Consider the following 24,993-nt stretch of genomic DNA (forward strand, 5'->3'; position numbering starts at 1 on the left):
CCCGCCGAGCTGCTGGCTGCGTCGCTCACTGGGTCGCTCACGGGGTCACCGTATCGGGGGCACCCGACCGCCACCCGCCGCGGCGGGCGTCGCCTGTCGGGGTCCCACCCGGCCCGGCGAACATCGTCCGCCGGGATCTCACCAGGCGCGACGAACATCGCGTTGTCGGGTTGCCGCGGCCGGGACGAGGACTATCGTTTGCCCGTGTGACGGAGCTCGTGCAGCTGCTCACCCCCGACGGCCGCCGCATCGCCTCGGACTCCGGGCAGGAGACCGACTACCAGGCATTCGTGGCCGACGTAACCGACGACGACCTGCTCGGCCTGCTGCGGGACATGATCATCGTCCGGCGTCTCGACGACGAGGGAACAGCGCTGCAGCGCCAGGGTGAGCTGTGCCTGTGGGCCAGCCTGCGCGGCCAGGAGGCGGCGCAGGTCGGCTCCGGTCGCGCGCTCGGCCCATCCGACATGGCCTTCCCCTCCTACCGGGAACACGGTGTGGCCTGGTGTCGGGAGGTCGATCCGCTGCACGTCTTCGGCCTGTTCCGGGGGACGTCGCTCGGCGGTTGGGACCCGGCCGAACACGGGTTCGCTCTCTACGCGATCGTCGTCGGGTCGCAGACCCTGCACGCCGCCGGCTACGCCATGGGCATCACCCGGGACGGCGGCGACGGCGCCGCGATCTCCTACTTCGGGGACGGCGCGTCCAGCGAGGGCGACGTGAGCGAGGCCTTCGGCTGGGCCAGCGTCTTCTCCGCGCCGCTGGTGTTCTTCTGCCAGAACAACCAGTGGGCGATCTCCGAGCCGTACCGGCGGCAGAGCCGGGTGCCGGTCTACCAGCGGGCGCGCGGCTTCGGCTTCCCCAGCGTGCGAGTGGACGGCAACGACGTCCTCGCGACCCTCGCCGTGACCCGGTGGGCGCTGCGGCAGGCCCGATCGGGGGGCGGCCCCGTCCTGGTCGAGGCGCTGACGTACCGGATCAATCCGCACACCACCGCCGACGACCCGTCGCGTTACCGCCCGGCGGACGAGGTGTCCAGCTGGCGGATGCGCGACCCGATCGAGCGGCTGACGATCCATCTGCGGGCCCGCGGCGCGCTAACCGACGAGCGGGAGGCCGGCCTGGCCGCTGAGGCGAACGCCGTGGCGGCGGACCTGCGCGCCCGCTGCCTCGCGCTCCCCGACCCGCCCGAGGCCGCACTGTTCGACCACGTCCAGGTGACGGAGAACAATCTGGTTGCCGCCGAGCGCGCCGCGTTCACGGAACTACGGGGAGCATTGCCTTGACGACCAGCGATACGGCCACGGGGGCGGCAACCGGCCCGATCGGCTCTATCGACGCCATCGACCCGGGTCCGGTCGATCCGGACTCCATCGGTCCGGACTCGATCACTCCGGACTCGATCACTCCGGGCTCGATCGCTCCGGACTCTGTCGCTCCGGACTCTGTCGGTTCCGTGGGCCCGGCGACGGACGGGGAGCCGCAGGCGAGCCCCCGCCAGACCCTGACCCTGGCGAAGGCGCTGAACACGGGCCTGCTCTCGGCCATGGCCGCCGACCCGAAGGTCGTGATCATGGGCGAGGACGTCGGCAAGCTCGGTGGCGTCTTCCGTATCACCGACGGCCTGCAGGCCCGGTTCGGCGAGGACCGCGTCATCGACACCCCACTCGCCGAGTCGGCCATCGTCGGCACCGCCATCGGCCTGGCCATGCGCGGGTTCCGCCCGGTCTGCGAGATCCAGTTCGACGGCTTCGTCTACCCGGCGTTCGACCAGATCGTCAGCCAGCTCGCCAAGCTGCACTACCGCTCGGCCGGACGGATCCGGCTGCCGGTCACGATCCGCATCCCCTACGGCGGCGGGATCGGAGCGGTCGAGCACCACAGCGAGTCACCCGAGGCGTACTTCTGCCACACCGCCGGGCTGCGGGTCGTCACCTGCTCCAGCCCTGCCGACGCGCACCTCATGATCCAGCAGGCGGTGGCCTCGGACGACCCGGTGATCTTCCTGGAGCCCAAGCGCCGTTACTGGGAGAAGGGCGAGGTCGACACCACCCCACTCGCCAGCATGCCGGGGCAGGAGCAGCTCGCGCTGCACACCGCGCGGGTGGTGCGGCCCGGGGCCGACGCCACCCTGGTCGCCTACGGCCCGATGGTCCGTACCTGCCTGGACGCCGCCCAGGTGGCCACCGAGGACGACGACCGCTCGCTCGAGGTGATCGACCTGCGCTCGCTCTCGCCGCTCGACCTCGACCCGGTCGTCGAGTCGGTGCGCCGCACGGGACGTCTCGTGGTGGTGCACGAGGCTCCGTCGAACGTCTCGCTGTCCTCGGAGATCGCGGCCCGGGTCACCGAGCAGGCGTTCTACCACCTGGAGTCGCCGGTGCTGCGGGTCACCGGGTTCGACACCCCGTACCCCCCGGCCCGGCTGGAAGACCACTACCTCCCCGACGTCGACCGGATCCTCGACGCCGTCGACCGATCGTTCGGCTACTGAGGAGATCTCCGGTGACCCATCGACAGTTCCGCCTCCCCGATCTCGGCGAGGGGCTGACCGAGGCGGAGATCGTCCGGTGGCTGGTGGAGGTCGGCGAGACCGTGACGGTCAACCAGCCGCTGGTCGAGGTGGAAACGGCCAAGGCGGTCGTCGAGATCCCGTCCCCGTTCGCGGGTGTGCTCGTCGAACGGCACGGCGAGGCCGGCACCGAGCTCGCCGTGGGCGCGCCGCTGCTGACCATCGACGAGCCGGGCGACGAGCCCGCGACCGGCCCGACGACCGGGTCAGTCACCGGAGCTACCGAAGCCACCGGCCAGGAGACCATGCCGGGGGACGCCACTCGCAACGGCGCGGCATCCCTGCCCGTGTCCCGGACCGGAGAGGCCGCGGACGTCCCAGGGGGGCCCGGCACGGCCGACCTGTCACCGATGGCCGCCGGGCGCACCCCGATGCTGGTGGGGTACGGCCCGCGCAGCGACTCCGGCCCGCGCCGCCGCCGGCGCCCCCGCAACCCGGACGGCCCCCTGCCCGGCTCGACGACGCCCGCGGCGACCATCGCCGCCCCCGCGCCCGCTCCCGGCACAGCGCCCACTGCCAGCTCGGCGCCCGGGGCCATGGCACCCGTCGTGTCGTCGGTGCCGGCCTCGGCGCCAGCCGTATCCCCGGCGTCGGCCGCGGCCGGTGCGCCGGACCGATCAGCCGTAGTGCCGATCGGGGCGGCCCCGCGGCATGGGCGCGTCGCGGCGAAGCCACCCGTCCGCAAGCTCGCGCGTGATCTGGGTGTGGATCTCTCCACGCTCGCGGGCACCGGTCCCGCGGGCACCATCAGCCGCGCCGACGTCGAAACCGCGGCGCGTCAGGCCACGCGCCCCGAGCCCGCGCCCGTCCCCACCACCGCCACTCCGACGACCCGCACTGGGCCGGTCCGTGTCCCTGGCGTTGTCCCTTCGTCCAACGGAATCGACGGCCCGCGCCAGCCGGAACTGAACGGACACGCGGAGACCATGCGGCGGGTGCCCGGAGCCATCCCGCCCGACGCCGGATTCAACGACACCGACCGGATCTGGCGGATCCCCGTCACGGGCGTGCGGCGCACCATGGCACGGGCGATGGTGGCCAGCGTGTTCTCGGCCCCGCACGCCACCGAGTTCCTCAGCGTGGACGTCACCGAGACGATGGCGGCCCGCGAGCGGATCGCCGCCCTGCCGGACTTCGCCGGCATCCGGGTCACGCCGCTGCTGCTCGTGGCGAAGGCGCTCCTCACCGCCGTCCGGCGCCACCCAATGATCAACTCGACCTGGGTGGGCGACACGTCCGGGGAGAACGCCGAGATCCAGGTGCACGAGCGGATCAACCTCGGCATCGCCGTGGCCGGGCCGCGTGGCCTGGTCGTCCCGAACATCCCGGACGCCGGATCCCGCGGCCTGGTCGGCCTCGCCCGCAGCCTGCACTCCCTCACCGAGGCCGCGCGCGCCGACCGGCTGCGCCCGGCCGACCTCTCCGGCGGGACCATCACCATCACCAACGTCGGAGTTCTCGGGGTGGACACCGGGGCACCGGTCCTCAATCCCGGTGAGGCCGCGATCCTCGCCCTCGGCGCGATCCGCCCGGCTCCCTGGGTGCACGAAGGCGAGCTGGCGGTACGGACGGTGGCCCACCTCGCGCTGTCCTTCGACCACCGCGTCGTGGACGGCGAGCTCGGCTCGGCGGTCCTGGCCGACGTCGCGGCCGTCCTCGCCGACCCCGTCATCGCGCTCGCCTGGAGCTGACCCAGCCCGATCACACGACGCACAATGACTCGAGCCTCGGCGGGACGTCCGGCCGCGGCTTGGAGTGAGCTTTTGGTGGGGCTTCCGGCCGGCTGGTTGATCGGGGCGAACTACGCAGTTCGCCACATACACCCCCCCGGGAACAACGGACGCATAGGGGTGCACAACGGAGACAGGTGTCCTGCCTGGTACGGTTGCGCCTCACACCCGGCATCCGGCTCAACTTCCACCACGAAGAGGTGAACGCATGACGCGCGTGGAGGCTCTGCAGGCCGCCGACGAGTTCGTCGCGAAGGTTCTGACCTCCGCCAGCACCAGCGGCCGGTTCAACGGGGCGCTCAACCTGGCCGAGCGCGTGGACCTCACGCTGCGGGTCGCCCGGTTCCTTCTCGAGGGCCAGTCGTCCTCCGAGGCCGACGACCTGCTCAAGCGGGACATGCGCAACGAGCTCGACCAGGCGTTCCCGCCGCTGCGCACCACCTGAGCCAGCCGGCCCCTACCTGGATCCGGGCCCGTACCGGGATGCCCGCATGTCGTCACCTGCCGTCGGACGACTGCAGCGGCCGGTGCGGCACACCGCGCTCGTGGCCGGTCTCGGGGCGCTCGTGGCCGGTCTCGGGGCGGACGGGATCCTGGTGGGACGGGGCCTCGATCTGCATGGACGGGTCGACCAGCACGGTGTCGTCCACGCTGATCGGAGGCGCGGCGCCGTGCTCGATCGACTCCTCGACGATCTTCCGGCGCCACTGATCGCGGTAGAGCGTGACGCCCAGGCCCACGATGCTCACGATCATGAGGATCACCCCGACCGCCGTGAGGTCGAGGCCGGACGGTTCGGAACGGACGGCGAAGGCGAGCACGGCACCCAGTGCGAAGAGGAGAAGGCTCAGCGGGGTTCCCATACGGCTCGTCTACCCCAGATCGGACACCGTAGAACCACGATCGGCACATCTCCACGACGGAGCGCGACCCTGGTCGCCGCGGGTAGCCACAACTCCACGCGAACCAGCCCGGACAAAGATCCTCCCGGGGCCGCGCCGACACGACCGCGGCCCCGGGAGGATCACACTGGCTGGACCGATCCGACCAGGCTGAAACGAGCTGGGACGAACGGTCAGAACGCCGCTTCGGACATCTCCATCAGCCCGAGACCGGTGCCCTCCAGCACCGTCCGGCGTGTGCGCAGCTCCGGCAGGATGTTGGCCGCGAACCAGCGCGCGGCCGCGATCTTGCCCTCGTAGAACGCCCGGTCGCGCTCGGACGGGGAGCCGTCCAGCCCGCGTAGCGCCGCGTCGGCACCGCGCAGCAGCAGCCAGCCGACGACGAGGTCGCCGATGCTCATCAGCAGCCGCGTGGTGTTCAGCCCGACCCGGTAGACCTGGGACTTGTCCTGGGCGGTGGCGGTGAGGAACCCGACCATCGAACCGACCATGGCCTGGCACTCGTCGAGCGCCGCGCCCAGCGACTCCCGCTCCGCGCGGAGCGCGCCGTTGCCCGCCTCGCCCTTCACGAACTCCTGGACCTGCGTGAACAGAGTGGTCAGCGCCCGACCCTTGTCCCGGACGATCTTCCGGAAGAAGAGGTCCTGGCCCTGGATGGACGTCGTGCCCTCGTACAGGGTGTCGATCTTCGCGTCGCGGATGTACTGCTCGATCGGGTAGTCCTGCAGGTATCCGGAACCGCCGAGGACCTGCAGCGAGCTCGCCAGCAGTTCGTAGGAGCGCTCCGAGCCGACTCCCTTCACGATCGGKAGCAGCAGGTCGTTCATCCGCACCGCGTTGTCGTCCACCTCGCCGCGGGCCGCCGCCAGCGTGACGGCGTCCTGGAAGGTAGCGGTGTACAGCACGAGGGCACGCATCCCCTCCGCGTAGGCCTTCTGCTGCATGAGCATCCGGCGCACGTCGGGATGGTTGATGATGGCCACCCGGGGCGCGGTCTTGTCCGACGCCCGGGTCAGGTCGGCGCCCTGGATCCGCTCGCGGGCGAAGGCCAGCGCGTTGAGGTACCCGGTGGACAACGTGGCGATCGCCTTCGTGCCGACCATCATCCGGGCGTACTCGATGACCCGGAACATCTGCGCGATGCCGTCGTGGACGTCGCCGACGAGCCATCCGACGGCCGGCTCGCGCTCGCCGAAGCGCATCTCGCAGGTGGTCGAGACCTTCAGGCCCATCTTCTTCTCGAGGTTCGTGACGTAGGCGCCGTTACGGGCACCCGGCTCACCGGTCCCGGGGTCGGGCAGGTACTTGGGCACCACGAACATCGACAGGCCCTTGGTGCCGGGGCCGTGCCCCTCCGGGCGGGCGAGCACCAGGTGGAGGATGTTCTCCGGGATGTCCCAGTCACCGCTGGTGATGAACCGCTTCACACCCTCGATGTGCCAGGTCCCGTCCGGCTGCTCGACGGCCCGCGTCCGGCCGGCTCCGACGTCGGAGCCGGCGTCCGGCTCGGTCAGCACCATGGTCGCGCCCCAGTGCCGCTCGATGGCCCAGTTCGCGATCTTCTTCTGCCATGGCGTGCCGATGCCCTCGAGGATCGCGGCGAACGTCGGCCCGGCCATGTACAGAAACACCCCCGGGTTCGCCCCGAGGAGCAGCTCGGACGCCGCCCAGGCGATGGTCGGCGGGGCACCCATGCCGCCCAGGTGCGGCGGGACGTAGAGCCGCCACCACTCGCCCTCCTGCGCCGCCGCGAAGGACTTGCGGAACGACTCGGGCAGCGTGACGGTGCCGGTGGCGGGGTCGAGTGTCGGCGGGTGCCGGTCGGCGTCCTCGAAGGACTCGGCGATCGGCCCGACGGCGACCCGCTCCAACTCGGCGAGCACCTCATGCGCTGTGTCGCGGTCCATCTCCGCGAAGGGCCCGGTCCCGAGCGTCCGGTCCACGCCGAACACCTCGAACAGGTTGAACTCGATGTCGCGGAGATTGCTCCGGTAGTGCCCCATGGACGGCTCCTCCCCTCCGGCTCACCGCATGATCATCGGCGGCGCGGGCGTAGTTACTCGCTGGTAGGTCATGCCCCATGCTACCCGCGAGTAACCAAGGTTCCAGGTGATCCGCCGACGAAAGCCGCATCCGTTCGGAGTCGGGCGGAAAGTACGCCGAGTCAGTAATGTCCGGCACGTTTAGTCTTGCGGCCATGACGGAGGGCAGGGCGGCGGTCGCCGACGAGTCCGACGACGGGTCGACCCAGGAGGTCCGGCTCGCGGTCGTGATGACCGGCGGCGCGAGCCTGGCGGTGTGGATGGGCGGCGTCGCCCGGGAGATCAACCTCCTGACCGGCGCCTCCGCACACCGCGACCGCGCCGCGGAGAACGCTCACATCGGCGCGGCCGCGCACCGCGACCGCGCCGCGGGTGACGGTCACGTCGGCGTGGCCGGGACCGGAGACCAGGGCCTGTCTGCCGCCGACGCGGCGGCCGCGTCCCGCTGGGCGGCGCTACTGGAGATCCTCGACGTCGAGGTGTCGGTGGACGTCCTGGCCGGGGCCTCTGCGGGTGGGATCAACGCGGCGCTGCTTGGCTACGCCAACGCCCACGACGCCGACCTGGGCCCGCTGCGCGATCTGTGGATCACGCTGGGATCACTGCGCGAGCTGATGCGACGCCCGGGCGAGCGGAGCTTCCCGTCGCTGCTGCGCGGCGACGCCGTGATGCTGCCCGCCCTGCAGACCGCGCTGCGCAGCCTCGAGCCCCCGTCCCGAAGCGGTCACACCGCCGAGGCGAGGCGCGCCAGATCCGCGCGGACGGTTCGCCCGACCTCGGTGTTCATCACGACCACGATCCTGCGCGGCGAGTCGGCGCGCTGGTCGGACGACCTCGGCGGCATCGTCCGCGACCTCGACCACCGCGGCCTGTTCGTCTTCGGCGAGGACGACCTGACCGACCCCGAGGCGGCCAACCGCCTGGCGCTTGCCGCCCGGGCCAGCGCGGCCTTCCCCGGTGCCTTCGAGCCGGCCTACATTCCCGTCCAAAGCTCACCCGACGCGGACCATCCCGACATGGCCGACTACGTCAACGCGGCCAGCGGCTTCTACGGCTCCGACGGCGGCATCCTGGTGAACCGCCCGATCGGGCCGGCCCTACAAGAGATCTTCGACCGGCCGGCGCACGGGCGGCAGGTTCGCCGCGTGCTCGCCTACGTGGTGCCCGCGCCCAACCCGCCGGACGACCCCACGCCGAGCCGAGACGACGGGTCGACGCCGACAGTCTCCGACACGCTGCTCGGCGCCCTGGGCGCGGCGCTGAACCAGTCGATCGCGAGCGACCTGCGGCGCATCAGKGACCACAACGAGGCGGTACGCGGCGTCCGCGCGAGCCGGCGCGGGCTGTTCCGCCTCGCCCCGGCCGGCGGCCCCCGCCTCGCCGACGAGGCAATCTACGAGGCCTACCGCCACCGCGAGGCCGAACGCGCCGCGGACGTCGTCCTGAGCACGCTGGACCGGATCGTCACCGACACGAACGCCGACACGAACATCGGCGCGGACGTCGGCGCGGACGCGGCGGCGCTGCTCGCGGACCCGGCCGGACGGACGGACCTGCGGGCCGCGGCGGTCGCGGCCGCGTTGGCGGAGTTCCCGGACCGGCTGCCCGGCCCGGACGACCTCGGTGACCTTTGGCGGCTGGGCCGCCCCGCGGTGGACGCCGCCAAGGGCATCCTGATTTCGATGATCAACGAGGCATACCTCCTGTCGACCGGCCCGGACGACCGGGTGGCGCTGGCGACGCTGGCCCGGGAGGTGCACGCGGCGGTCGTCGCGCCCCGCGAGCAGGCCGGAGCACAGCTGCTACCGCTCCCGTCGACGCCGGCGAACCGGGGCGGCTTCACCGTCGTCCGCCACACCCTGCGCGACCTGGCGGGGGCGTCGTCCGCCGCCGTGGTGGCCGAGGCGACCCGCCGCTGGCTACGCGGCGCCGGCGACGAGGAGACCAGCCGGACCGACCTCACGCTCGCCTGGAGCACGCTGGGCTCGGTCACCGAGAACCTGCGCGGTCTTCTGACCGGCGTCCTCGCCCGCTCAGCACCATCGCGGACGGCCACAACCGACCGCGCGGACAGGCCCGGCCACGGGGACGGGGAGCACGGGGGTCGACACGAGCGGGACGGGCAGGACGAGGACCGGCCCTTCGGGCCCGCGGCGCTGATCGCGCCAGGGCCGCGCACCCACGCGAACGGGCTGAGCCTCGCCGGGCGGCGCCGGGTCGCCGCCCACACCCTGCGGGACTTCGTCGGCTACCTCCCCACCCGGCGCTCGCGGGCCGCGCTGGCCCTGCTCGACCTGCACCTGGTCACCCACGCCCTGACCGGCGGGGACGTCGTCGACCAGCCGGTGGAGCTGGTCCAGGTGAGCGCGGACATCCGCTGCGATCTGGACCCGTCACGGGCGAGCGCCGACCGGAAGCTGACCGGGCTCCAACTCGGCAACTTCGGCGCGTTCGCGAAGTCGTCCTGGCGGGCCAGCGACTGGATGTGGGGCCGGTTGGACGGCGCCGCCTGGCTGGCCCGTATCCTGCTCGACCCCCGGCGGCTGGTCCACTTACGCGATGCCGCCGCGCCGGGCGCGGAACCGCCCGACAGCACCACGACCTGGCTCACCGAATTCGTGGAGCTGCTGGCGACGGTCGCCGCGGGCCCCGTCACCGCGGACGTCCTCGACGAGCTCGCCTGGCTCGACGACCCGGACGCGGCCGTGCCGGCCGCCCTGCCCGAGACCGCGGCCTGGGTCGCCGCCGGGATCCAACGCGAGATCGCCGCCGGCGAGCTGACCAGCGTCGCCGACGCCGTCCGGGCGGACATCGCCGGTGCCCGGGTCGGCTCCGCGCCCACCCGGGAGTTCCTCGACGCGATGGCGCCCGGCCCGGCCCAGCTCGATCCCGCCGACGCCGCCCGGGTGCTGCGGGCGTGCCGCGTCTCGGACGAGCGGCTGACCGATCGGGCCAACAGCCCGATCCTCGCCATCACGGTCGCCCAGGTGCTGGCGGTCCTCACCGGGTGGCTGGCGTCGCTGCGCGCGCTGCCGCGGCCGCTGCGTCCGGCGGTCGCGGCGGTGCGCGCCATCGCCCGCGTCGCCTACGCGCTGGTGGACGACGTGACGCGCGGCCGGCGCCGGGCGACGATCGCCCTCGGCACGGTGCTGCTCGCCGCCGGACTCGCGGGCGCGCTCATCCTGTCCGGCCCGATGGGCGGCGTGGGGCTGCTGGTGGCCGTGACGGGGCTGCTGCTGATCAGCCTCACGGGCTGGCGGGTGCTGCCCGCGGGGCTGGCCGTCGTGGGCGTGGCGGGGCTGGCGGTGGTGGCCGCGGCGGGGGTGATCCCGGTCGTGGGTGACCATCTCTTCCCCTGGCTACACGACGACGCGGTGCCCTACCTGGCCGATCATCCCTGGGCATGGGCGGCCGTCTTCGGCCTGCTGATGCTCCCGCCGGTGTGGTCACTCGCCGAACTCCTGCGCCCGCGGCGGCGGAGCCGACACCGGCCGGCGAGCTGACCGCGGTCAGGAGACGTCCGCCCAGCGCATCCCGCCGTCGGGCTCACGCAGGCAGGTGACCGGACGGCCGTCGGCACCCGGGACGATCTGCCCCGCGTCGGCGGGCTCGCACTCGCTGCCCGGCTCGGGCCGTGACCGGGTGGACTGCACCGGAGCCTCCGGCGACCACCGGCCGGAGACGGCCGACCCGGTACCGGTTTCGCCGGGCACGCAGTAGAGAACCAGCCCGTTGACGGCGACGGCGGGCTCCTCATCGCGCCCCGGGACGCAGGCCTCGCCCAGGAACACCGGCGACGGCGCCACCGACGGCAGATCGGGCACGACCGGGCCGGTGGGCTCCGCGGACTGCGCGTCCGGGCTGGTCTGCGCCTCCGGGCCGGCCGGCGTGCTCGGGCCGGTCCCCGCCTGCGGGTTGGAACCCGGCGCACCGGCGCCCGCCGAAGCCGAGCCGGTGCTCCCCGGCCCGCCCGCCGCGGAGTCCGCGCCGGGAGTGCCCGCACCGGCCGTGGTCTGACCGTCACCCGCCGACCCGGCGTCCTCGCCGGAGCCCGCGGGCGAGGACGAACCCGCTCCCGGTGGCTGCGGGGCCGCGGCCACCGCCGGCTCGGATCGGGTGGTCGTCGTGTCACTCCCCGCCTCGCCGCAACCGGCGAGCGCGGCAGCGAGGGCCGCACCGACGATCACCACACGAAGACCGGCACGTGAGAGAACGGTGGAGCGAACCGGGCCGTCGAAGTTGTTCCGATGTAGCGAATCGAGGGCGGTGGGCGCACCCCGAAAGTGCCCCGACGAGGTGCCACGGGAGGCCACGCCAAACGGACGATCACCGGTCACGGCATCCCTCCCCTCGCAGGTCCGGCCCACAGCCTCGATCCAGCTTAGGTAGCCGCTGGCACCGAATGCGGCCAGTTGACCGGAACGGGCGCCGGGCGGCGGCCGGAACGGGCCGGTTGTCCGGGCCCGAGACCGTCGTCCCGTTGCTGCTGGCTAGTGGTCTGGATGTGATTCCAGGCCGGGTGATCGGTGCTCTCCCGGAAGCTCCTCCATCCGGCTCGGATCGGCGCGGGCGTCCGACCGCGGGGGTGTCCTACCCCACTGAGGCCCACATTCCTCCTACGGGTGCCGACGAGTCCGCCATCCCGGGGTGCCGACCCGTGTCTCCTGGTGCCGTGTCTTCTGGTGCCATGTCTTCTGGTGCCGCCGGGGCCGGGCGGCCCGGGCGGGAGAAGCCCGGGCGATCGCCCGCGTACCAGCCGGCGGGCCGGTCAGTAGGCGTCGACGGGGACGGGCTGGGCCGCCCACTCGACCGGGGCGAGCTGGCCGCCCGTGGTCAGCTCGGAGGCCACCGCGGACAGGGCGACCGGCTCACGCGGCGGCAGCGGGATGGCGTCTGAGAGCGTCCCCAGCTCCACCCAGCCGAGCAGCTCCTCGCCGCCCGTCAGGCCGAACACCGCGCGGACCTGGTCACTGTCGGGCAGCGGCGTCGACTTCCACGCCGAGGCGACTCCCTGGGCGTGCGCGGCGAGGCAGAGGTTCTGCGCCGCGGCAGCGGCGGACGCGTCCTGCTCGGCGCGGGGGACGCGCGCGCCGGGCACCCGGGAGGCGATCACGGCGATGAGGACCGGCGAGCGGGTCGCCTTGCCCGCGGCCTTACGGATGACCGGTTCGGCCAGGCCGCCGACCGCCTCGGCCGCCGCGGTGATGGCGTTCGCCAGCACCTCGCGGGCTTCGCCGCGCACCACCACGAACCGCCACGGGCGCAGCATCTTGTGGTCCGGCGCGGTGGTCGCGGCGGCGAGCATGACGGCGAGCTGTTCGTCGGTGGGGCCGGGCTCCACGAGCCGGGTCGCGGTGCGTCGGGTCATCAGGCAGTCGAGGGCGTCCACAGCAGCTCCATTCGGTTCGGGTTCGCGTCCGCGCGTTTTGCAATTTGACCTAATTTGGCCCTGATCGATCCGGATCGGCGCCGCGCACGCCAGGTTCCCGATCGTTCACTTTCCGCGGACGAGCTCTTCCCATTTCACTGAGGCGCCCTCATAATAGATGGTGCTCAGCAATCCGGGGCTGCCGGCCGCGCACCTCCGGCAGCCCGCACCACCAGCAGCTGCGCACCGCGTGCAGCCGTGTGCCGCCAGCAGAGAGGACGGCCGGCCCATGCCCCCACCCGACACCGGCGACGAGGTCGTCGACCTCATCCTCGCCCTCGGCCATCAGGTCAGGCGCGGGGTGAACGAGTCGCTGCGGGCCGGCGCCGGCCTGACCCTGCCCCGGCTCAAGGTCCTGCGGCTCGTCGCGGAGACCGGCCCCCTGCGGCTGCGGGACCTGGCGAGCGCCGTCTCCGTGGCACCCCGGACGATGACCGAGACAGTGGACGGGCTGGAGGCCGACGGCCTCGTGCGCCGCCAGATCGACCCGGCCGACCGCCGCGCGATCCTGCTGGAGCTGACGCCGGAGGGAAAGACCACACTGGAGACCGGGCGTGCCTGCGCGTCGGCCGCCGTCCGACGCTTCACCGACGGGTTGTCGGCGGACGATCGGGCCACTCTGGGCCGGCTCCTGGCGCAGGTGCGGGACAACGCGGCTGCCGTTAACACGGTGCCGTTACCGTGAGGTGAGCACCTGGGCGCGCCAACCCGAGGAGGCCACGGTAACCGGAGCTCTCACGGTGGGTGAAACCCCGCGCCGCGGCGGCGACCGCCCCACCAGCGGCCGGGCCGGCGGCGCGCGCCCCGCTGTGGCCAGCGAGCCCGGCGCCTGGCCCAGTGCCGGCACCGGCACCGCGCCGGCGGTGGTGGACGTCCACCGGCTGACGAAGCGGTACGGGCGAGTGGAAGCACTGCGTGATGTCTCGTTCACCGTGCCCGCCGGGACGGTGACCGGGTTCCTAGGCGCCAACGGGTCGGGCAAGACGACGACGCTGCGAATTCTGCTGGGCATGGTGGCCGCCACCGACGGGCACGCCCTGATCAACGGCCGGCCGTACCGCGAGCTGCCCGCCCCGGCCCGCACGGTCGGTGCCGTGCTCGAGCCGGCGGCGCACCCGGCCCGCACCGGGCGCAACCACCTTCGCTGCCTGGCGCTGCCGCTCGGCCTGCCCCGGCGGCGGCGCGGCCCGGCCGTGGACGAGGCGCTGGCCGCCGTCGACCTCACCGCCGCCGCCGACCGCCCGGTCGGCACCTACTCGCTGGGGATGCGCGGGCGGCTCGCCATCGCCGGCGCCCTGCTCGGGGATCCCGAGCTGCTCGTCCTGGACGAACCGGCGAACGGGCTGGACCCGGACGGCATCCGCTGGCTGCGCCGGTTCCTGCGCTCGTGGGCGGCGAGCGGCCGCAGCGCGCTGCTGTCCAGCCACGTGCTCGCCGAGGTCACCCAGACGGTCGACCACGTCGTCATCGTCGACCGCGGCCAGGTGGTGCTGGCCGCGCCCGCCACCGAGGTGGGCCGCGGGCACGTCGAGGTCCGCACCCCGGAGGCGGACCGGCTCGCCGAGCTGCTGCGCCCCGAGGACGTCGTCCGGACCGGTCCCGACGGCCTGCGCCTGCCACACGGCCTCGCCGAGCAGGTCGGACGGCTCTGCGCGGCCCACGGGATCCCGCTCGTCGAGCTGCACACGACCGGCCCCGACCTGGAGCGGACGTTCTTCGACCTGACCAGCCGGGCCGACGACGAGACACACACCGGGGCCGGCGGCGGGGCGCGCGAGCGGGCCGGAGGCGGGTGGCGGTGACCGAGGCCCGCCCGACCGTCGAGGTCGTCCGCCGTTCCGGCCGCTCCCGCGGGCGCCGGGGCACGGGGCCGGGTGCGGGGCCGGGCACGGGCCGGCTGGTCGCCACCGAGCTACTCAAGATCACAACGGGGCGGTGGCAGTTCGTCGGCCTCTGCGTCGCACTGGCGGTCCACGTCCCGCTGCTGCTGCTGTGGGGTGCCCAGGCCGAACCGCTTGTCGCCTGGAACAGCCTGCGCTCGCGCTCGGGGTTCCTGCTCGCCTACGCGATGATGTTCTTCGGGGTGATCCTGGTGACCGGCGAGTACCGGTACCGCACGGTCACCCACACCTGGCTGCTCACCCCGCGGCGGTCCCGGGTGCTGGGCGCCCAGGTGCTCACCGTGCTCGCCATCGGCGCCGCGCTGAGCACGGCGACGTTCGCCGCCTGGTGGGCGCGCGGGGCGGCCCGGCATGGCGCGCCGGCGATGCGCGCGGACCGGCCGGCGGAGTTGCTGTCGGCCTATGTGATCGTGGTCCTCATGGTGTGCGCGGCCGGGGTGGCCGGAGTGGGGGTGGGGACGCTGACCCGCGGCTCGCCCGCGGCCGCCGGCGCCATTGCCCTGTCCGGGCTGGCCGAGGCCGTGCTCGACGGGGCCCGCTTCCACGGCCCGGCGACCGCACCGTTGGGCATCCTGCTCTGGCCCACCAGCGAGACACATGTCTCGTCCCTGCTCGCCGCGATCTCGTGGGCGGTGGTTCTCACCGCCGCCGCGAGCGCCTCACTGCACCGGGACCTGCCATCCTGAACAAGGGACCAACCGAATCCGTGATGTGGCATAGGTCACTGCCGGCGCGGCGCGTGTCCCCATCCCCTGCCGCGCCGCACCGCGATCGGCCTACGATCCCGCACATGGTGCCGTGCCCGACATGCGCGGAGGAGAACCCGAAGCGAGCGCGCTTCTGCTCCGAGTGCGGAAACCCGCTGCCCGTCGCGGGCAATGGGTCGCGCAAGACAGTGACCATCATGTTCGTCGACATAACCGGTTCGACGGACATCGGTGAGAAGATCGACTCCGAGCCGCTGCAGCAGGTCATGTGGCGGTTCTTCACGACCGTGCGCGAGGTCATCCACGCCCATGGCGGCACGGTCGAGAAGTTCATCGGGGACGCGGTGTTCGCCGTGTTCGGTATCCCGGTGCTGCACGAGGATGACGCGCTGCGCGCCGTGCGGGCCAGCCTGGACATCCGCGCGGCGATGGAGGAGCTCAACGCCGACCTCCAGCGCGAGTGGGGCCTGCGGCTGCGGGTGCGCATCGGTATCAACACCGGCGAGGTGACCGTCGCCGGCGGCGGCGCGACCGGCGACCCGGTGAACGTCGCCTCCCGGCTGGAGGAGGCGGCGCCACCCGACGAGATCCTCATCGGTGACAGCACGTACCGGTTCATCCGGCACAGCGTCACCGTCAGCTCGGTGGGCCCGCTGGTCGTGCAGGGCAAGCGGGAGCCGGTGCGGGCGCACCGCCTGATCGGGCTGGTCGACCCGACCGCGGGCCCGGGCAGCCGGGCCCCCACCCAGGGCTTCGCGGCGCCGGTGATCGGCCGAAACCGGGAGCGCCGCCGCCTCCAGGACGCCTTCGAGGCCGTCGTCGAGGAGCGGACCTGCCACCTGTTCACCGTGCTCGGCCCGGCCGGCATCGGGAAGTCGCGGATGGTCGGCGAGTTCTGCCAGGCCACCGCGTCGCGCGCCACCGTGCTCACCGGCCGCTGCCTGTCCTACGGCGAGGGCATCGCCTACTGGCCGCTGATGGAGATGGTGCGCCAGGCCACCGGCATGTCCGCCGACGAGAGCGCGCCGGACGGCCGCCTGCGCCTCAAGGAACTGCTGGCGGACGTCCCGCAGGCCGCCGAGGTGGTCGACGCGCTCGCCCCGCTGGTCGGACTCGGCGGCGCGGAGCTGGGCACCCAGGAGAGCTTCTGGGCGGTCCGCACCTTCTTCCAGGCCCTGGCCGAGAAGCGCCCGCTGGTGCTGTGGTTCGACGACGTCCACTGGGCCGAGCCGACCCTGCTGGACCTGATCGAGCACGTCGCCGACTGGTCGCGGGACGCGCCGATCCTGCTGCTGTGCCTGTCCCGCCCGGAGCTGCTGGAGGACCGGCGCGAGTGGGGCGGCGGCAAGTTGAACGCCACGTCGATGCTGCTGGCGCCGCTCACCGAGGCACGCTGCCACCGGCTGATCCGCACCCTGATGGGCTCGGACGACCTCGACCCCGCGCTCGTCTCGCGGATCACCACCTCGGCGGCGGGCAACCCGCTGTTCGTCGAGCAGATGGTCGCCGCGCTGGTCGACGACGGACTGCTGCGCCGGGAGGGCTCCCGCTGGATCGCCACCGGGAACCTGCGCGGGGTCACGGTGCCGCCGACGATCTCCGCGCTGCTGGCCGCCCGACTCGACCGCCTCGAGCCCCCGGAGCGCCGGGTGCTCGAGCGTGCCGCCGTGGTCGGCGAGCGGTTCTACCTGGACGCCGTCGCCGAGCTCTCCGACCCGGCCGAGCGCCCGTACGTCACGGAGCACTGCCTGTCACTGGTCCGCAAGGAGCTCGTCCACCCGGACCGCTCGGACCTGCCCGGCGTCGACGCCTACCGGTTCCTGCACGTCCTGCTGCGCGACTGCGCGTACCAGGCGACGTCCAAGCGCCAACGCGCCGACCTGCACCAGCGTTTCGCCGGCTGGTTGCAGGCGCGGATGGTCGGCGGGCCGGGTGAGCACGACGAGCTGGTGGGCTACCACCTCGAGCAGGCCTACCGTTACCGGGTCGAGCTCGGGCAGCGCGACAACGAGATGATCGAACTCGGCCGGGCGGCGGCCACCTGCCTGATCGAGGCGGCAGACCGCGTCCGCCAGGGTGACGAGACCGGCGCCGCCCAGCTCCTCAAACGCGCGATCACGCTGCTGCCGGAGACCGACCCGCTGCGGCTGCGGGCTGAGATCGACCTCGGCTGGGCGCTGTACTCCTTCGGCCGCCTCTCCGACGCCGAGCGCATCCTGCGGCAGGTCACCGAGCGGGCGCGGCGCGCCGGCGAGGACGGCCTGCGGGCGCACGCCCGGCTCGCCCAGCTGCGGGTGCTGTTCGCGACCGACCCCGAGGGCCTGGTCGCCAGCACGCTCACCGAGGCCACGGCGGCGCTGGCCGCGTTCGTCCGGGACGGTGACGACGTCGGCGCGGCGCTGGCCTGCCGCAGCCAGTCGGCGGCGTACGGCGCGGCCGGCCAGTTCGCGGCCGCGGAGAAGGCCATGGAGACCGCGGTGCGCCACGCCGAGGAGTCCGGGGTGCCCAGGGCCGCGCACTCGCTGCGGCGCGAGCAGGTCCTGCTGCTGAGCCTCGTGCCGCGCCCGGTGCCCTACGCGATCGCGAAGGCGACCAGGGCGCTGGAGGCGGCCGGCGACGACCGCGGCCTGCGTCGGGCGGTGCTCGCGCAGCTCGCGCTGCTCAACGCCATGTCCGGTGACCTGGAGGCGGCGCGCACCCACCTCAAGGACGCCGAGGAGATCGTCGGGGACATCCGCGGCGCCCGCACGGACCCGTTCCACAGCGGCTTCGTGGTGGCCCGCGTGGCGCTGCTCGCCGACGAGCCGGAGATCGCCGAGCGCGAGCTGCGCCGCAGCTGCCGCCAGCTCTCCCGGATGGGCGAGCGCGCGCACCTGGCCACCCGGGCCGCCCTGCTGTCGGACGTGCTGGTCCGGCGCGGCAAGCTGGAGGAGGCGCAGAAGTACGTCAACCGGTGCCGGGACGCCGCCGCCGGCGACCAGCTCCCCGCCCAGGCGGGCTGGTGCTCGGTGCACGCCAAGCTGCTGGCGATCTCCGGGCGGGACGCCGAGGCGCTGCGCTTCGCCGACACCGCGTGCGACCTGGCCGGCCGCACCGACGACATCGACGGGCAGGGCAACGCGCTGCTCGCCCGTGCCGAGGTGCTCTACCGGGCCGGGCGCAAGGACGACGCCGCCGAGAGCCTGGAGGCGGCCAGCGCCCGGTTCCTGCAGAAGGGGAACCGGGCGGCGGCGGCCACCAGCCGACGGCTGTTCGAGACCCTCGACGCCGAGCGCTTCGGCTGACCGGACCGGCTCAGGTCTGGAGCCGGCTCAGGTCGCCTCGGGTTTCGGGAGCGGGTTGAGCCGCGCGGTGCCGTAGGTGAACCCGGCCAGGTCCATGGTCTGCGGCGAGGTCGGCGCGAACGAGGTCCCGCCGTCGCCGAAGGTCGCTGTGACGAGAATCCCACCGATGCGCAGGTCGTTGGAGATCCTCGGGTTGAAGCTCTGCTCCTTGTGGACGAGCTGACCGTCCAGCCAGACGAGCAGGACGCCGTCCGCGAAGCCTTCGAAGTTGAGCTTGACGCCCTGCTCCACACAGATCCAGCGGCCGGCCGGCCAGTGCCACGCGCCTTTGCCGATCACATTGATCGGATGATCGGTGCGCGCGGTGTTCGCATAGACGATTCCTTCGTCACCGTCCCGCCACGCAAAACGGGTCGCCAATCCGCTTCGCAACGTTTCCGTGCGCTGACGGTTCTTGACGATGGTGCCGAAGAATCCCGGCAGGCGACCGCCCTTACCAAAGGCGAAACCCTCCGGGAACCGCAGGTAGTAACGCATGTACAACTCGTAGGGTGATCTCAGGGTGTGATCGACGAAGACCTGCGTCCCGCCGTACGTGGGCCCGTCGCCGTAGATTCTGGCGTCCGCGGGGTTCATCGCGTCAACCGGAAGTGAGATTCGCAGGAATTTCGGGAAGCGCGGATCGTCCGATGCCATGATCTCCGCCCGGTCCAGCCCGAAGCTCGACCGGCTCCGGGCCACCAGGTCCTTGCCGAAGAACTCCTTCGCCGCGGCCGGGTCCGCGAGGGTGCGCCGCGCGGCGGCGGTGGTCGCGGGCGCGGCGACGGGCGCCGCCGTGTCCGGCGGCAGGATCTCACTGGCCGGGTCGAACGGCTGGTCGTCGGAGACCAGGCCGCAGCCGGTCCCCGCCAGCGCGAACGCGCCAAGGGACGAGGCGAGCAGGGCCCGCCTCGTCCAGCCGCGCCGGTCCGGACCGGCCTCCCCCGGCCTGCCCGGACCGCTCATACGTTGGGGCGGCCGAGCGCGTGGTAGATCCAGCCGGCGGCCCGCCACCGCTGCGGGTCGAGGGTGTTGCGGCCGTCGATGATGACCGGGCGACGCACCAGCGACGTCAGCAGCGACGGCTCGATCTCGCGGAAGTCGGCCCACTCGGTGAGATGCAGCACGACGTCGGCGTCGGTGACCGCCTCGGAGACGCCCGAGGCGTAGCGCAGGTCGGGGAACTTGCGGGCGGCGTTCGCCATGGCCGCGGGGTCGTAGACCGTCACGCGGGCACCCGCCTTGCGCAGCGCGTCGGCGACGTCGAGCGCCGGCGAGTCGCGGATGTCGTCGCTGTTCGGCTTGAACGCGGCCCCGAGCACGGCGACCCGCCGCCCGGCCGCGCCGCCGCCGAGCAGGTGGATGGCCAGCTCCACCGTCCGGCTGCGGCGGCGCAGGTTGACGCGGTCGACCTCGCTCAGGAAGCCGAGCGCCGGGCCGGCGCCCATCTCCTCGGCGCGTGCCTGGAAGGCGCGGATGTCCTTGGGCAGGCAGCCACCACCGAAGCCGAGGCCCGCGCCGAGGAACCGCCCGCCGATCCGGGTGTCGTAGGCGAGGGCCGAGGCCAGGGTCTTGACGTCGGCGCCCGCCACCTCGCAGACCTCGGACATCGCGTTGATGAAGGAGATCTTCGTGGCGAGGAACGCGTTCGCCGCCACCTTGACCAGCTCGGCGGTGGCGAAGTCGGCGACGACCGACGGCGTGCCGGCGGCCAGCGCGGTCGCGTACACCTCCCGCAGCCTGGCCTCGACCCGGACCCGGCGCCCGGTGTGGTCGCCCCGGTCGGTGCGGTCGGCCACGCCGTACCACTCGTCGTCGGCGGGCAGGCCGAAGACCAGCCGGTCCGGGCGCAGGGTGTCCTCGACGGCGAAGCCCTCCCGCAGGAACTCCGGGTTCCACGCGAGATCGACCTCGGGTGCCTCCCGGGCGAGCCAGTCGGYGAGGCGCACGGCCGTCCCCGCGGGGACGGTCGACTTGCCCACCAGCAGGGAACCGGCCTTCGGCTGGGCGGCGAGGAGCCGCTCGACGGCGCCGTCGACGTAGCTCATGTCGGCCGCGCCCGAGTCCGCGCGCTGCGGGGTGCCCACGCACAGGAAATGCACGTCCGCGCTCGCCGCGTCGGCGAAGGAGGTCGTGAAGGCCAGGCGGCCGGTCTCGAGGTTCTTGCGCAGGAGCTCCTCGAGGCCCGGCTCGAAGAAGGGCACCTCGCCGCCGGCGAGCCGGCGCACCTTGTCCTGGTCGACGTCGACGCCGACAACATCGAAACCCAGCTCGCTCATGCAGATCGCGTGCGTCGCCCCGAGATATCCGGTGCCAATAACGCTGATCCGGAGCGGACTCCCCGCTTCTGGTGTGCTCATTGTGTGTATCCCCCCACTCAACGTCGGGCTGCAAGGCCGCGGAGCGCATTGTGGACCGCTCGCGTTTCCGGGAGATGAGGCGGGGTGCCGGGGCTGGGCGGACGCCGCGACAGGTAGCCGGTTGACTACCTAACGTTGACGGTTTGTCGTTGCCGGCGCCTGGGTACGGTGATCAGTTACACCCTGTCCCGACCACTGCTAATGTCTGCTTCGTCTATCAATGGATAGACATCAGCGACCACCGGCGGGGGTGCGGTGGGGACCTGAACCATCCGGCTGGCGCGCCGGATGGTTCGTACACGTCCCAACACGCTTCCCCATGACCCTGGCGTTCTCGGTGGCCTGCAGCTGGGGGGGCAACACACAAGATGGAGTGGTTCGGCGTCGCGATCGATTTCGTTCGCGATCATCGATCTCTGGTCCCGATCGGGATCGCGGGCGTTGTCTCCTGGGTGGTGTGGCTCACTCGCCGCCTGCTCTCCACCCGGTACCGCCCCGTCCGGAACAACTTCCGAGCCAGCACCTCGGTGATCGTTCCCTCGTTCCGGGAAGACCCCGACGTCCTCATCCGGTGCCTGGAGACCTGGCTCTCCCAGCAGCCGGACGAGATCATCATCATCCCGGACGTGGAGGACACCGAGCTCATCGCGAGGCTCGCCCAGCGCGCCGACCCGACGGTCCGCGTGATCCCGTTCGTCCACGAGGGCAAGCGCTCGGCGCTCGGGGTCGGACTGTCCGCGGCGACCAAGGACATCGTCGTGCTCTGCGACTCCGACACCGCGTGGGAGCCGGGACTGCTCGCCGCGGTGCAGATGCCGTTCGTCGACCCGCAGGTCGGCGGGGTCGGAACCCGGCAGAACGTCTACGAGCCGCGCAGCAGCGTGTGGCGGCGGGTCGCGAACTGGCTCGTCGACATCCGCTACCTCGACTACGTGCCGGCGCAGGGCCGGGTCGGCGCCGTCGCCTGCCTGTCCGGGCGCACGGCGGCCTACCGGCGCTCGGCGATCCTGCCCGTGCTGCACAACCTGGAGCACGAGTTCTTCCTCGGCCGGCGGTGCATCGCCGGTGACGACGGCCGGCTGACCTGGCTGGTGCTCGCGTCCGGCTACAAGACCATGCACCAGCACACGGCGCACGCGATGTCGATGTTCCCCGACAACCTGCGGGCCTTCATCAAGCAGCGGGTGCGCTGGAGCCGGAACTCCTACCGGACCTACCTGACAGCCATCTACAAGGGCTGGCTGTGGCGGCAGCCGCTGATCACCCAGGTCAGCGTGCTGCAGATCGTGCTGACGCCGGTGACCATGGGTGTCGCGATGACCTACTTCGTGCTGTGGATGTTCCGGCCGGAGGCGAACGCCCCGATCATCGCGATCGCCTGGCTGCTGCTCGGGCGGTTCATCCGCGGGCTCTCCCACCTCAAGGAGCACCCGCGGGACGTCTTCATCCTCCCGCTCACCGTGTTGATGATCATCGTCGTCGCGCTGCCCATCAAGACCTGGGCGTTCGTGTCGATGAACAAGCAGGGCTGGCTGACCCGGCGCTCCGACCTCATCGGCGGGGAGGGCCAGACCGACGCCTCCACGCGAACCGGCCCGGCCGCGAGCCCCCGCCCGGCGACGGCGACCGCGACGGGTGGTACCCGATGAGGCCCCCGCGCCTGGCCGGATCGCCGTTCCCGGTCGGCCGCCCGGTCACCGCGCGGGTCCCGTCCTGGATACGGCGGGCGGCGCTGACCACCCTCGCGGCGGCCGCGATCGGGGGCGGTGGCCTGCTGACGGCCGTCCCCGCGCACGCCGAACCGGTGGCGCCGCTGCCCCCGGTCAGCTCGGCGGACGCGAAGAAGCAGTCGAACCTCGTCGACGCCGAGGACATCCGGCTGCGCTCGATGTTCGAACGTTTCGGGGTACTGACCGCGCCGACGCTCGTCGAGGCCGCGGGCAGCCTGCCCACCCTGCTGCTGCCGGCGCGTCAGGCCCCCTACACCGCGGGGGACGTCGTCGCGGCCGGCGGCGGGCGCCGCGAGGTGGACGGCGCCGTGCTGTTCACCGCGAACGTGCTGGTCGGCCCGCAGGCCCGGCTCGTGATCGATCCCAGCGTGACCGCGTTGCGCCTGGCCAGCGGCGCGTCCGGGTTCGCCTCGGTCGCCACCTGGCGCGGCGGGCTGGAGTTCGCCGGGCGGTCCCCGGAGCAGCCGCTGACCGTCGTCGGATGGGACGTTCAGAACCTCGAGCCGGACAAGCTCACCGTGGACGGCCGCGCCTACATCCGCACCATGGGCGGCGAGCTGATCATGCGCAACACYAGCGCCAACCACCTCGGCTTCTGGAACGGCCGGACCGGCGGCGTGGCCTGGACGGGAAGCAAGGGCGAGCCGAGCACGGGCGGCGCGGCGAACTCGACCCTGAGYGACAACATCTACGGCGCGTACGTCTCCGGCAGCGAGGGCATCCAGATGGTCGGTGTGCGCCTCACCGACAACGAGCGCTCCGGCCTGGCCGTGCACCGCGACGCCATCACCACGCTCGTGTCCGGGGTGACGGCGGCCCGCAACCACGGCGACGGCATGACCATCGACCGTGCCTCGGGCTCCCGGGTGATGCGCAGCACCGTGAATGACAACAGCGGCGACGGCATCTCGCTGGACGGCCGTGGCCTCGGCGTGGTCGCCACCGCGACCGGAGTCCAGGTCAACCAGATCAAGGACACCCTGATCGAGGAGAACACCGTCTCCGGCAACGGCCGGTACGGCATCCGGGTCGTCGGCGGCGAGAACACCGTCGTCCGCACTAACACGATCAGCGGCGGCCAGCTCGGCATCGTCGTCAAGAGCGGCGCCAACGGCACCCAGATCACAGGGAACAAGGTGACGGGGGCGGAGGAGGCCGGCATCCAGATCGGCCCGGACGCCCGCCGCACCGCCATCGTCGACAACAAACTCGCCGAGGGCCGCCTCGGCGTGATCACCCAGGACGCCCTCACCACCATCGTCAGCCGCAACCAGGTGAGCGGCGCCACCGACTTCGCCATCACGCTGCGTGGCGTCTCGGACGGCAGCACGATCCAGCACAACACCCTCGCCGGCGAGGGCTGGCGCGCGGTCGACACCCGCAAGGCGGTCGGGATCAACCCGCGCGACGTGCACAGCAACAACTCCGACGCCTGGGTGTCACGCGAGCCGAAGCACTGGTACACGCTGATCCGCCGCCATCCCGCCCTCATCGTGTGGGGCCTGGTGGCGCTGTTCCCACTCGCCGGCTGGTGGGCGCGGCGGCGGGCCCGGCGCCGTCCGCCGCAGCACCCCTACCCCGAGTCCGAGCTGCTGGTCCGCCGCCTGACCGGGGGCACGATGCGCCCCGATCCCGCCTTCTCCGGCATCCCCGACCAGCGGACGGAGTCCTCGGCGGTCCATTCGCCCGCGGGCACCGCACTTCCCCGGGTGCCCGCGGAGCGCTACCCCACGCCGGGCCGAGTGCGGCCGACCCCGGCCAGGGCTGACGCGGGCGTCCTGGCCCCCGCGGCGCCCGTGCTCACCGCGGCGAGCCCGGCGGGGGCTGCGCTGGACGTCCAGCCAGCCCCCGGCGGTCGGGCCAGGCCTGGCTCCCGCCGCCGCGCCGGCGCGGCGGAGCCGGGTCGATCCCCGGCGCGGCCACGGTCCGCGACGGCCGGCTCCGGCGACACGGCCGCGCTCCGTACGGGTGGCGCCGGTACCGGTCACTCCGGTACCGGCGACCTTGACGGCGACCGCAGTGGCACCGACGACGTCGGCGCCGCTCTGTCGCCGGCCGCGACACTGACTCCGGCCGCCGCGCCGATCAGCGAGGACGCCCACCCGACCCTGCGCGGCCTGCGTTTCTACCGCACCCCCCGGGACCTGTCGGTCGGACCGGACATGTCGGCGGGAGAGGTCACGACCGAGATCACGACACGGCCGTTCGACGGGAACCTCGAGATCATCGATCCGGTGGGCACGGCGCCAGGTCGCCGCCGCCGTTCCAAAGGGGGAAACAACAGGTGAGGACCATCTC

The 24,993-nt window shown here is 72.9% G+C and carries 17 protein-coding genes; 11 read left to right on the forward strand and 6 right to left on the reverse strand.

Annotated elements, in window-relative coordinates; translation table 11 throughout:
* Positions 1–206: 206 nt before the first annotated feature.
* From BBK14_RS21045 to BBK14_RS21060, 4 genes are all read left to right on the forward strand, one after another.
* On the forward strand, positions 207–1,286 hold the full coding sequence (locus BBK14_RS21045; protein ID WP_071064963.1) for a thiamine pyrophosphate-dependent enzyme: 1,080 nt from the start codon (positions 207–209) through the stop codon (positions 1,284–1,286).
* A gap of 170 nt (positions 1,287–1,456) precedes the next feature.
* Positions 1,457–2,494, forward strand: a complete 1,038-nt coding sequence (locus tag BBK14_RS21050; protein WP_198541377.1) for an alpha-ketoacid dehydrogenase subunit beta — start codon at positions 1,457–1,459, stop codon at positions 2,492–2,494.
* 11 nt (positions 2,495–2,505) lie between these two features.
* Positions 2,506–4,263, forward strand: coding sequence for a dihydrolipoamide acetyltransferase family protein (locus tag BBK14_RS21055; protein ID WP_071064964.1), 1,758 nt, complete (start codon positions 2,506–2,508; stop codon positions 4,261–4,263).
* A gap of 247 nt (positions 4,264–4,510) precedes the next feature.
* Entirely contained in the window at positions 4,511–4,747 is a 237-nt protein-coding gene (locus BBK14_RS21060) for a hypothetical protein (RefSeq protein WP_018504030.1), read from the forward strand.
* Between the two features lie 52 nt (positions 4,748–4,799).
* On the opposite strand, the gene BBK14_RS21065 is transcribed toward BBK14_RS21060, so the two are convergent.
* Together BBK14_RS21065 and BBK14_RS21070 are read right to left on the reverse strand one after the other, a co-directional pair.
* The gene (locus BBK14_RS21065) at positions 4,800–5,165 is read right to left on the reverse strand and encodes a DUF6458 family protein (RefSeq protein WP_235014220.1); all 366 of its coding nucleotides are present in this window, start codon (positions 5,163–5,165) and stop codon (positions 4,800–4,802) included.
* A 212-nt stretch (positions 5,166–5,377) separates the two neighbouring features.
* Entirely contained in the window at positions 5,378–7,207 is a 1,830-nt protein-coding gene (locus BBK14_RS21070) for an acyl-CoA dehydrogenase (RefSeq protein WP_071064965.1), read from the reverse strand.
* Positions 7,208–7,401: 194 nt separating this feature from the next.
* Here BBK14_RS21070 and BBK14_RS21075 point away from each other — a divergent pair, with 194 nt between their 5' ends.
* Positions 7,402–10,749, forward strand: a complete 3,348-nt coding sequence (locus BBK14_RS21075) for a patatin-like protein (RefSeq protein WP_198541370.1) — start codon at positions 7,402–7,404, stop codon at positions 10,747–10,749.
* Positions 10,750–10,755: 6 nt separating this feature from the next.
* Here BBK14_RS21075 and BBK14_RS37225 read toward each other — a convergent pair whose 3' ends face one another.
* Both BBK14_RS37225 and BBK14_RS21085 read right to left on the reverse strand, forming a co-directional pair.
* On the reverse strand, positions 10,756–11,436 hold the full coding sequence (locus BBK14_RS37225; protein ID WP_071064967.1) for a hypothetical protein: 681 nt from the start codon (positions 11,434–11,436) through the stop codon (positions 10,756–10,758).
* A gap of 578 nt (positions 11,437–12,014) precedes the next feature.
* A complete protein-coding gene (locus BBK14_RS21085) occupies positions 12,015–12,635 on the reverse strand; it encodes a nitroreductase family protein (protein ID WP_020464648.1) in 621 nt (206 codons plus the stop codon).
* 268 nt (positions 12,636–12,903) lie between these two features.
* Between BBK14_RS21085 and BBK14_RS21090 the strand changes: the two genes are divergently transcribed.
* The 4 genes from BBK14_RS21090 (at position 12,904) to BBK14_RS21105 (ending at position 18,566) form a co-directional block, all read left to right on the forward strand.
* Positions 12,904–13,359, forward strand: a complete 456-nt coding sequence (locus tag BBK14_RS21090) for a MarR family winged helix-turn-helix transcriptional regulator (protein ID WP_071064968.1) — start codon at positions 12,904–12,906, stop codon at positions 13,357–13,359.
* Between the two features lie 178 nt (positions 13,360–13,537).
* Complete coding sequence (locus tag BBK14_RS21095) at positions 13,538–14,476, forward strand: ATP-binding cassette domain-containing protein (protein WP_071065056.1); 939 nt, start codon at positions 13,538–13,540, stop codon at positions 14,474–14,476.
* Positions 14,467–15,261 carry an ABC transporter permease gene (locus BBK14_RS21100; RefSeq protein ID WP_071064969.1) on the forward strand — a complete coding sequence of 265 codons (795 nt, stop codon included), beginning with the start codon at positions 14,467–14,469 and terminating at the stop codon, positions 15,259–15,261. The genes BBK14_RS21095 and BBK14_RS21100 overlap by 10 nt, the downstream gene beginning before the upstream one ends.
* Before the next feature lie 104 nt (positions 15,262–15,365).
* Positions 15,366–18,566, forward strand: a complete 3,201-nt coding sequence (locus BBK14_RS21105; protein WP_041255187.1) for an adenylate/guanylate cyclase domain-containing protein — start codon at positions 15,366–15,368, stop codon at positions 18,564–18,566.
* 27 nt (positions 18,567–18,593) lie between these two features.
* Here the strand turns inward: BBK14_RS21105 and BBK14_RS21110 are convergent, their stop codons facing one another.
* Together BBK14_RS21110 and BBK14_RS21115 are read right to left on the reverse strand one after the other, a co-directional pair.
* The gene (locus tag BBK14_RS21110) at positions 18,594–19,571 is read right to left on the reverse strand and encodes a polysaccharide lyase (protein ID WP_071064970.1); all 978 of its coding nucleotides are present in this window, start codon (positions 19,569–19,571) and stop codon (positions 18,594–18,596) included.
* Positions 19,568–20,965 carry a UDP-glucose dehydrogenase family protein gene (locus BBK14_RS21115; protein WP_071064971.1) on the reverse strand — a complete coding sequence of 466 codons (1,398 nt, stop codon included), beginning with the start codon at positions 20,963–20,965 and terminating at the stop codon, positions 19,568–19,570. Before BBK14_RS21115 ends, BBK14_RS21110 begins: the two co-directional genes overlap by 4 nt.
* 368 nt (positions 20,966–21,333) lie before the next feature.
* On the opposite strand from BBK14_RS21115, the gene BBK14_RS21120 reads away from it, so the two are divergent.
* Both BBK14_RS21120 and BBK14_RS21125 read left to right on the forward strand, forming a co-directional pair.
* Positions 21,334–22,614, forward strand: coding sequence for a glycosyltransferase family 2 protein (locus BBK14_RS21120; protein WP_071064972.1), 1,281 nt, complete (start codon positions 21,334–21,336; stop codon positions 22,612–22,614).
* Complete coding sequence (locus BBK14_RS21125; protein ID WP_241831717.1) at positions 22,611–24,983, forward strand: right-handed parallel beta-helix repeat-containing protein; 2,373 nt, start codon at positions 22,611–22,613, stop codon at positions 24,981–24,983. The genes BBK14_RS21120 and BBK14_RS21125 overlap by 4 nt, the downstream gene beginning before the upstream one ends.
* The last annotated feature ends 10 nt before the right edge of the window (positions 24,984–24,993 follow it).

The organism is Parafrankia soli (assembly GCF_001854695.1).
Lineage (GTDB): Bacteria > Actinomycetota > Actinomycetes > Frankiales > Frankiaceae > Parafrankia > Parafrankia soli.

Bases quoted from the DNA above. Each gene is read 5' to 3' on its own strand.
- BBK14_RS21060 (WP_018504030.1), top strand. From the start codon at position 4,511: ATGACGCGCGTGGAGGCTCTGCAGGCCGCCGACGAGTTCGTCGCGAAG.
- BBK14_RS21065 (WP_235014220.1), bottom strand. From the start codon at position 5,165: ATGGGAACCCCGCTGAGCCTTCTCCTCTTCGCACTGGGTGCCGTGCTC.
- BBK14_RS21090 (WP_071064968.1), top strand. From the start codon at position 12,904: ATGCCCCCACCCGACACCGGCGACGAGGTCGTCGACCTCATCCTCGCC.
- BBK14_RS21105 (WP_041255187.1), top strand. From the start codon at position 15,366: ATGGTGCCGTGCCCGACATGCGCGGAGGAGAACCCGAAGCGAGCGCGC.
- BBK14_RS21110 (WP_071064970.1), bottom strand. From the start codon at position 19,571: ATGAGCGGTCCGGGCAGGCCGGGGGAGGCCGGTCCGGACCGGCGCGGC.
- BBK14_RS21120 (WP_071064972.1), top strand. From the start codon at position 21,334: ATGGAGTGGTTCGGCGTCGCGATCGATTTCGTTCGCGATCATCGATCT.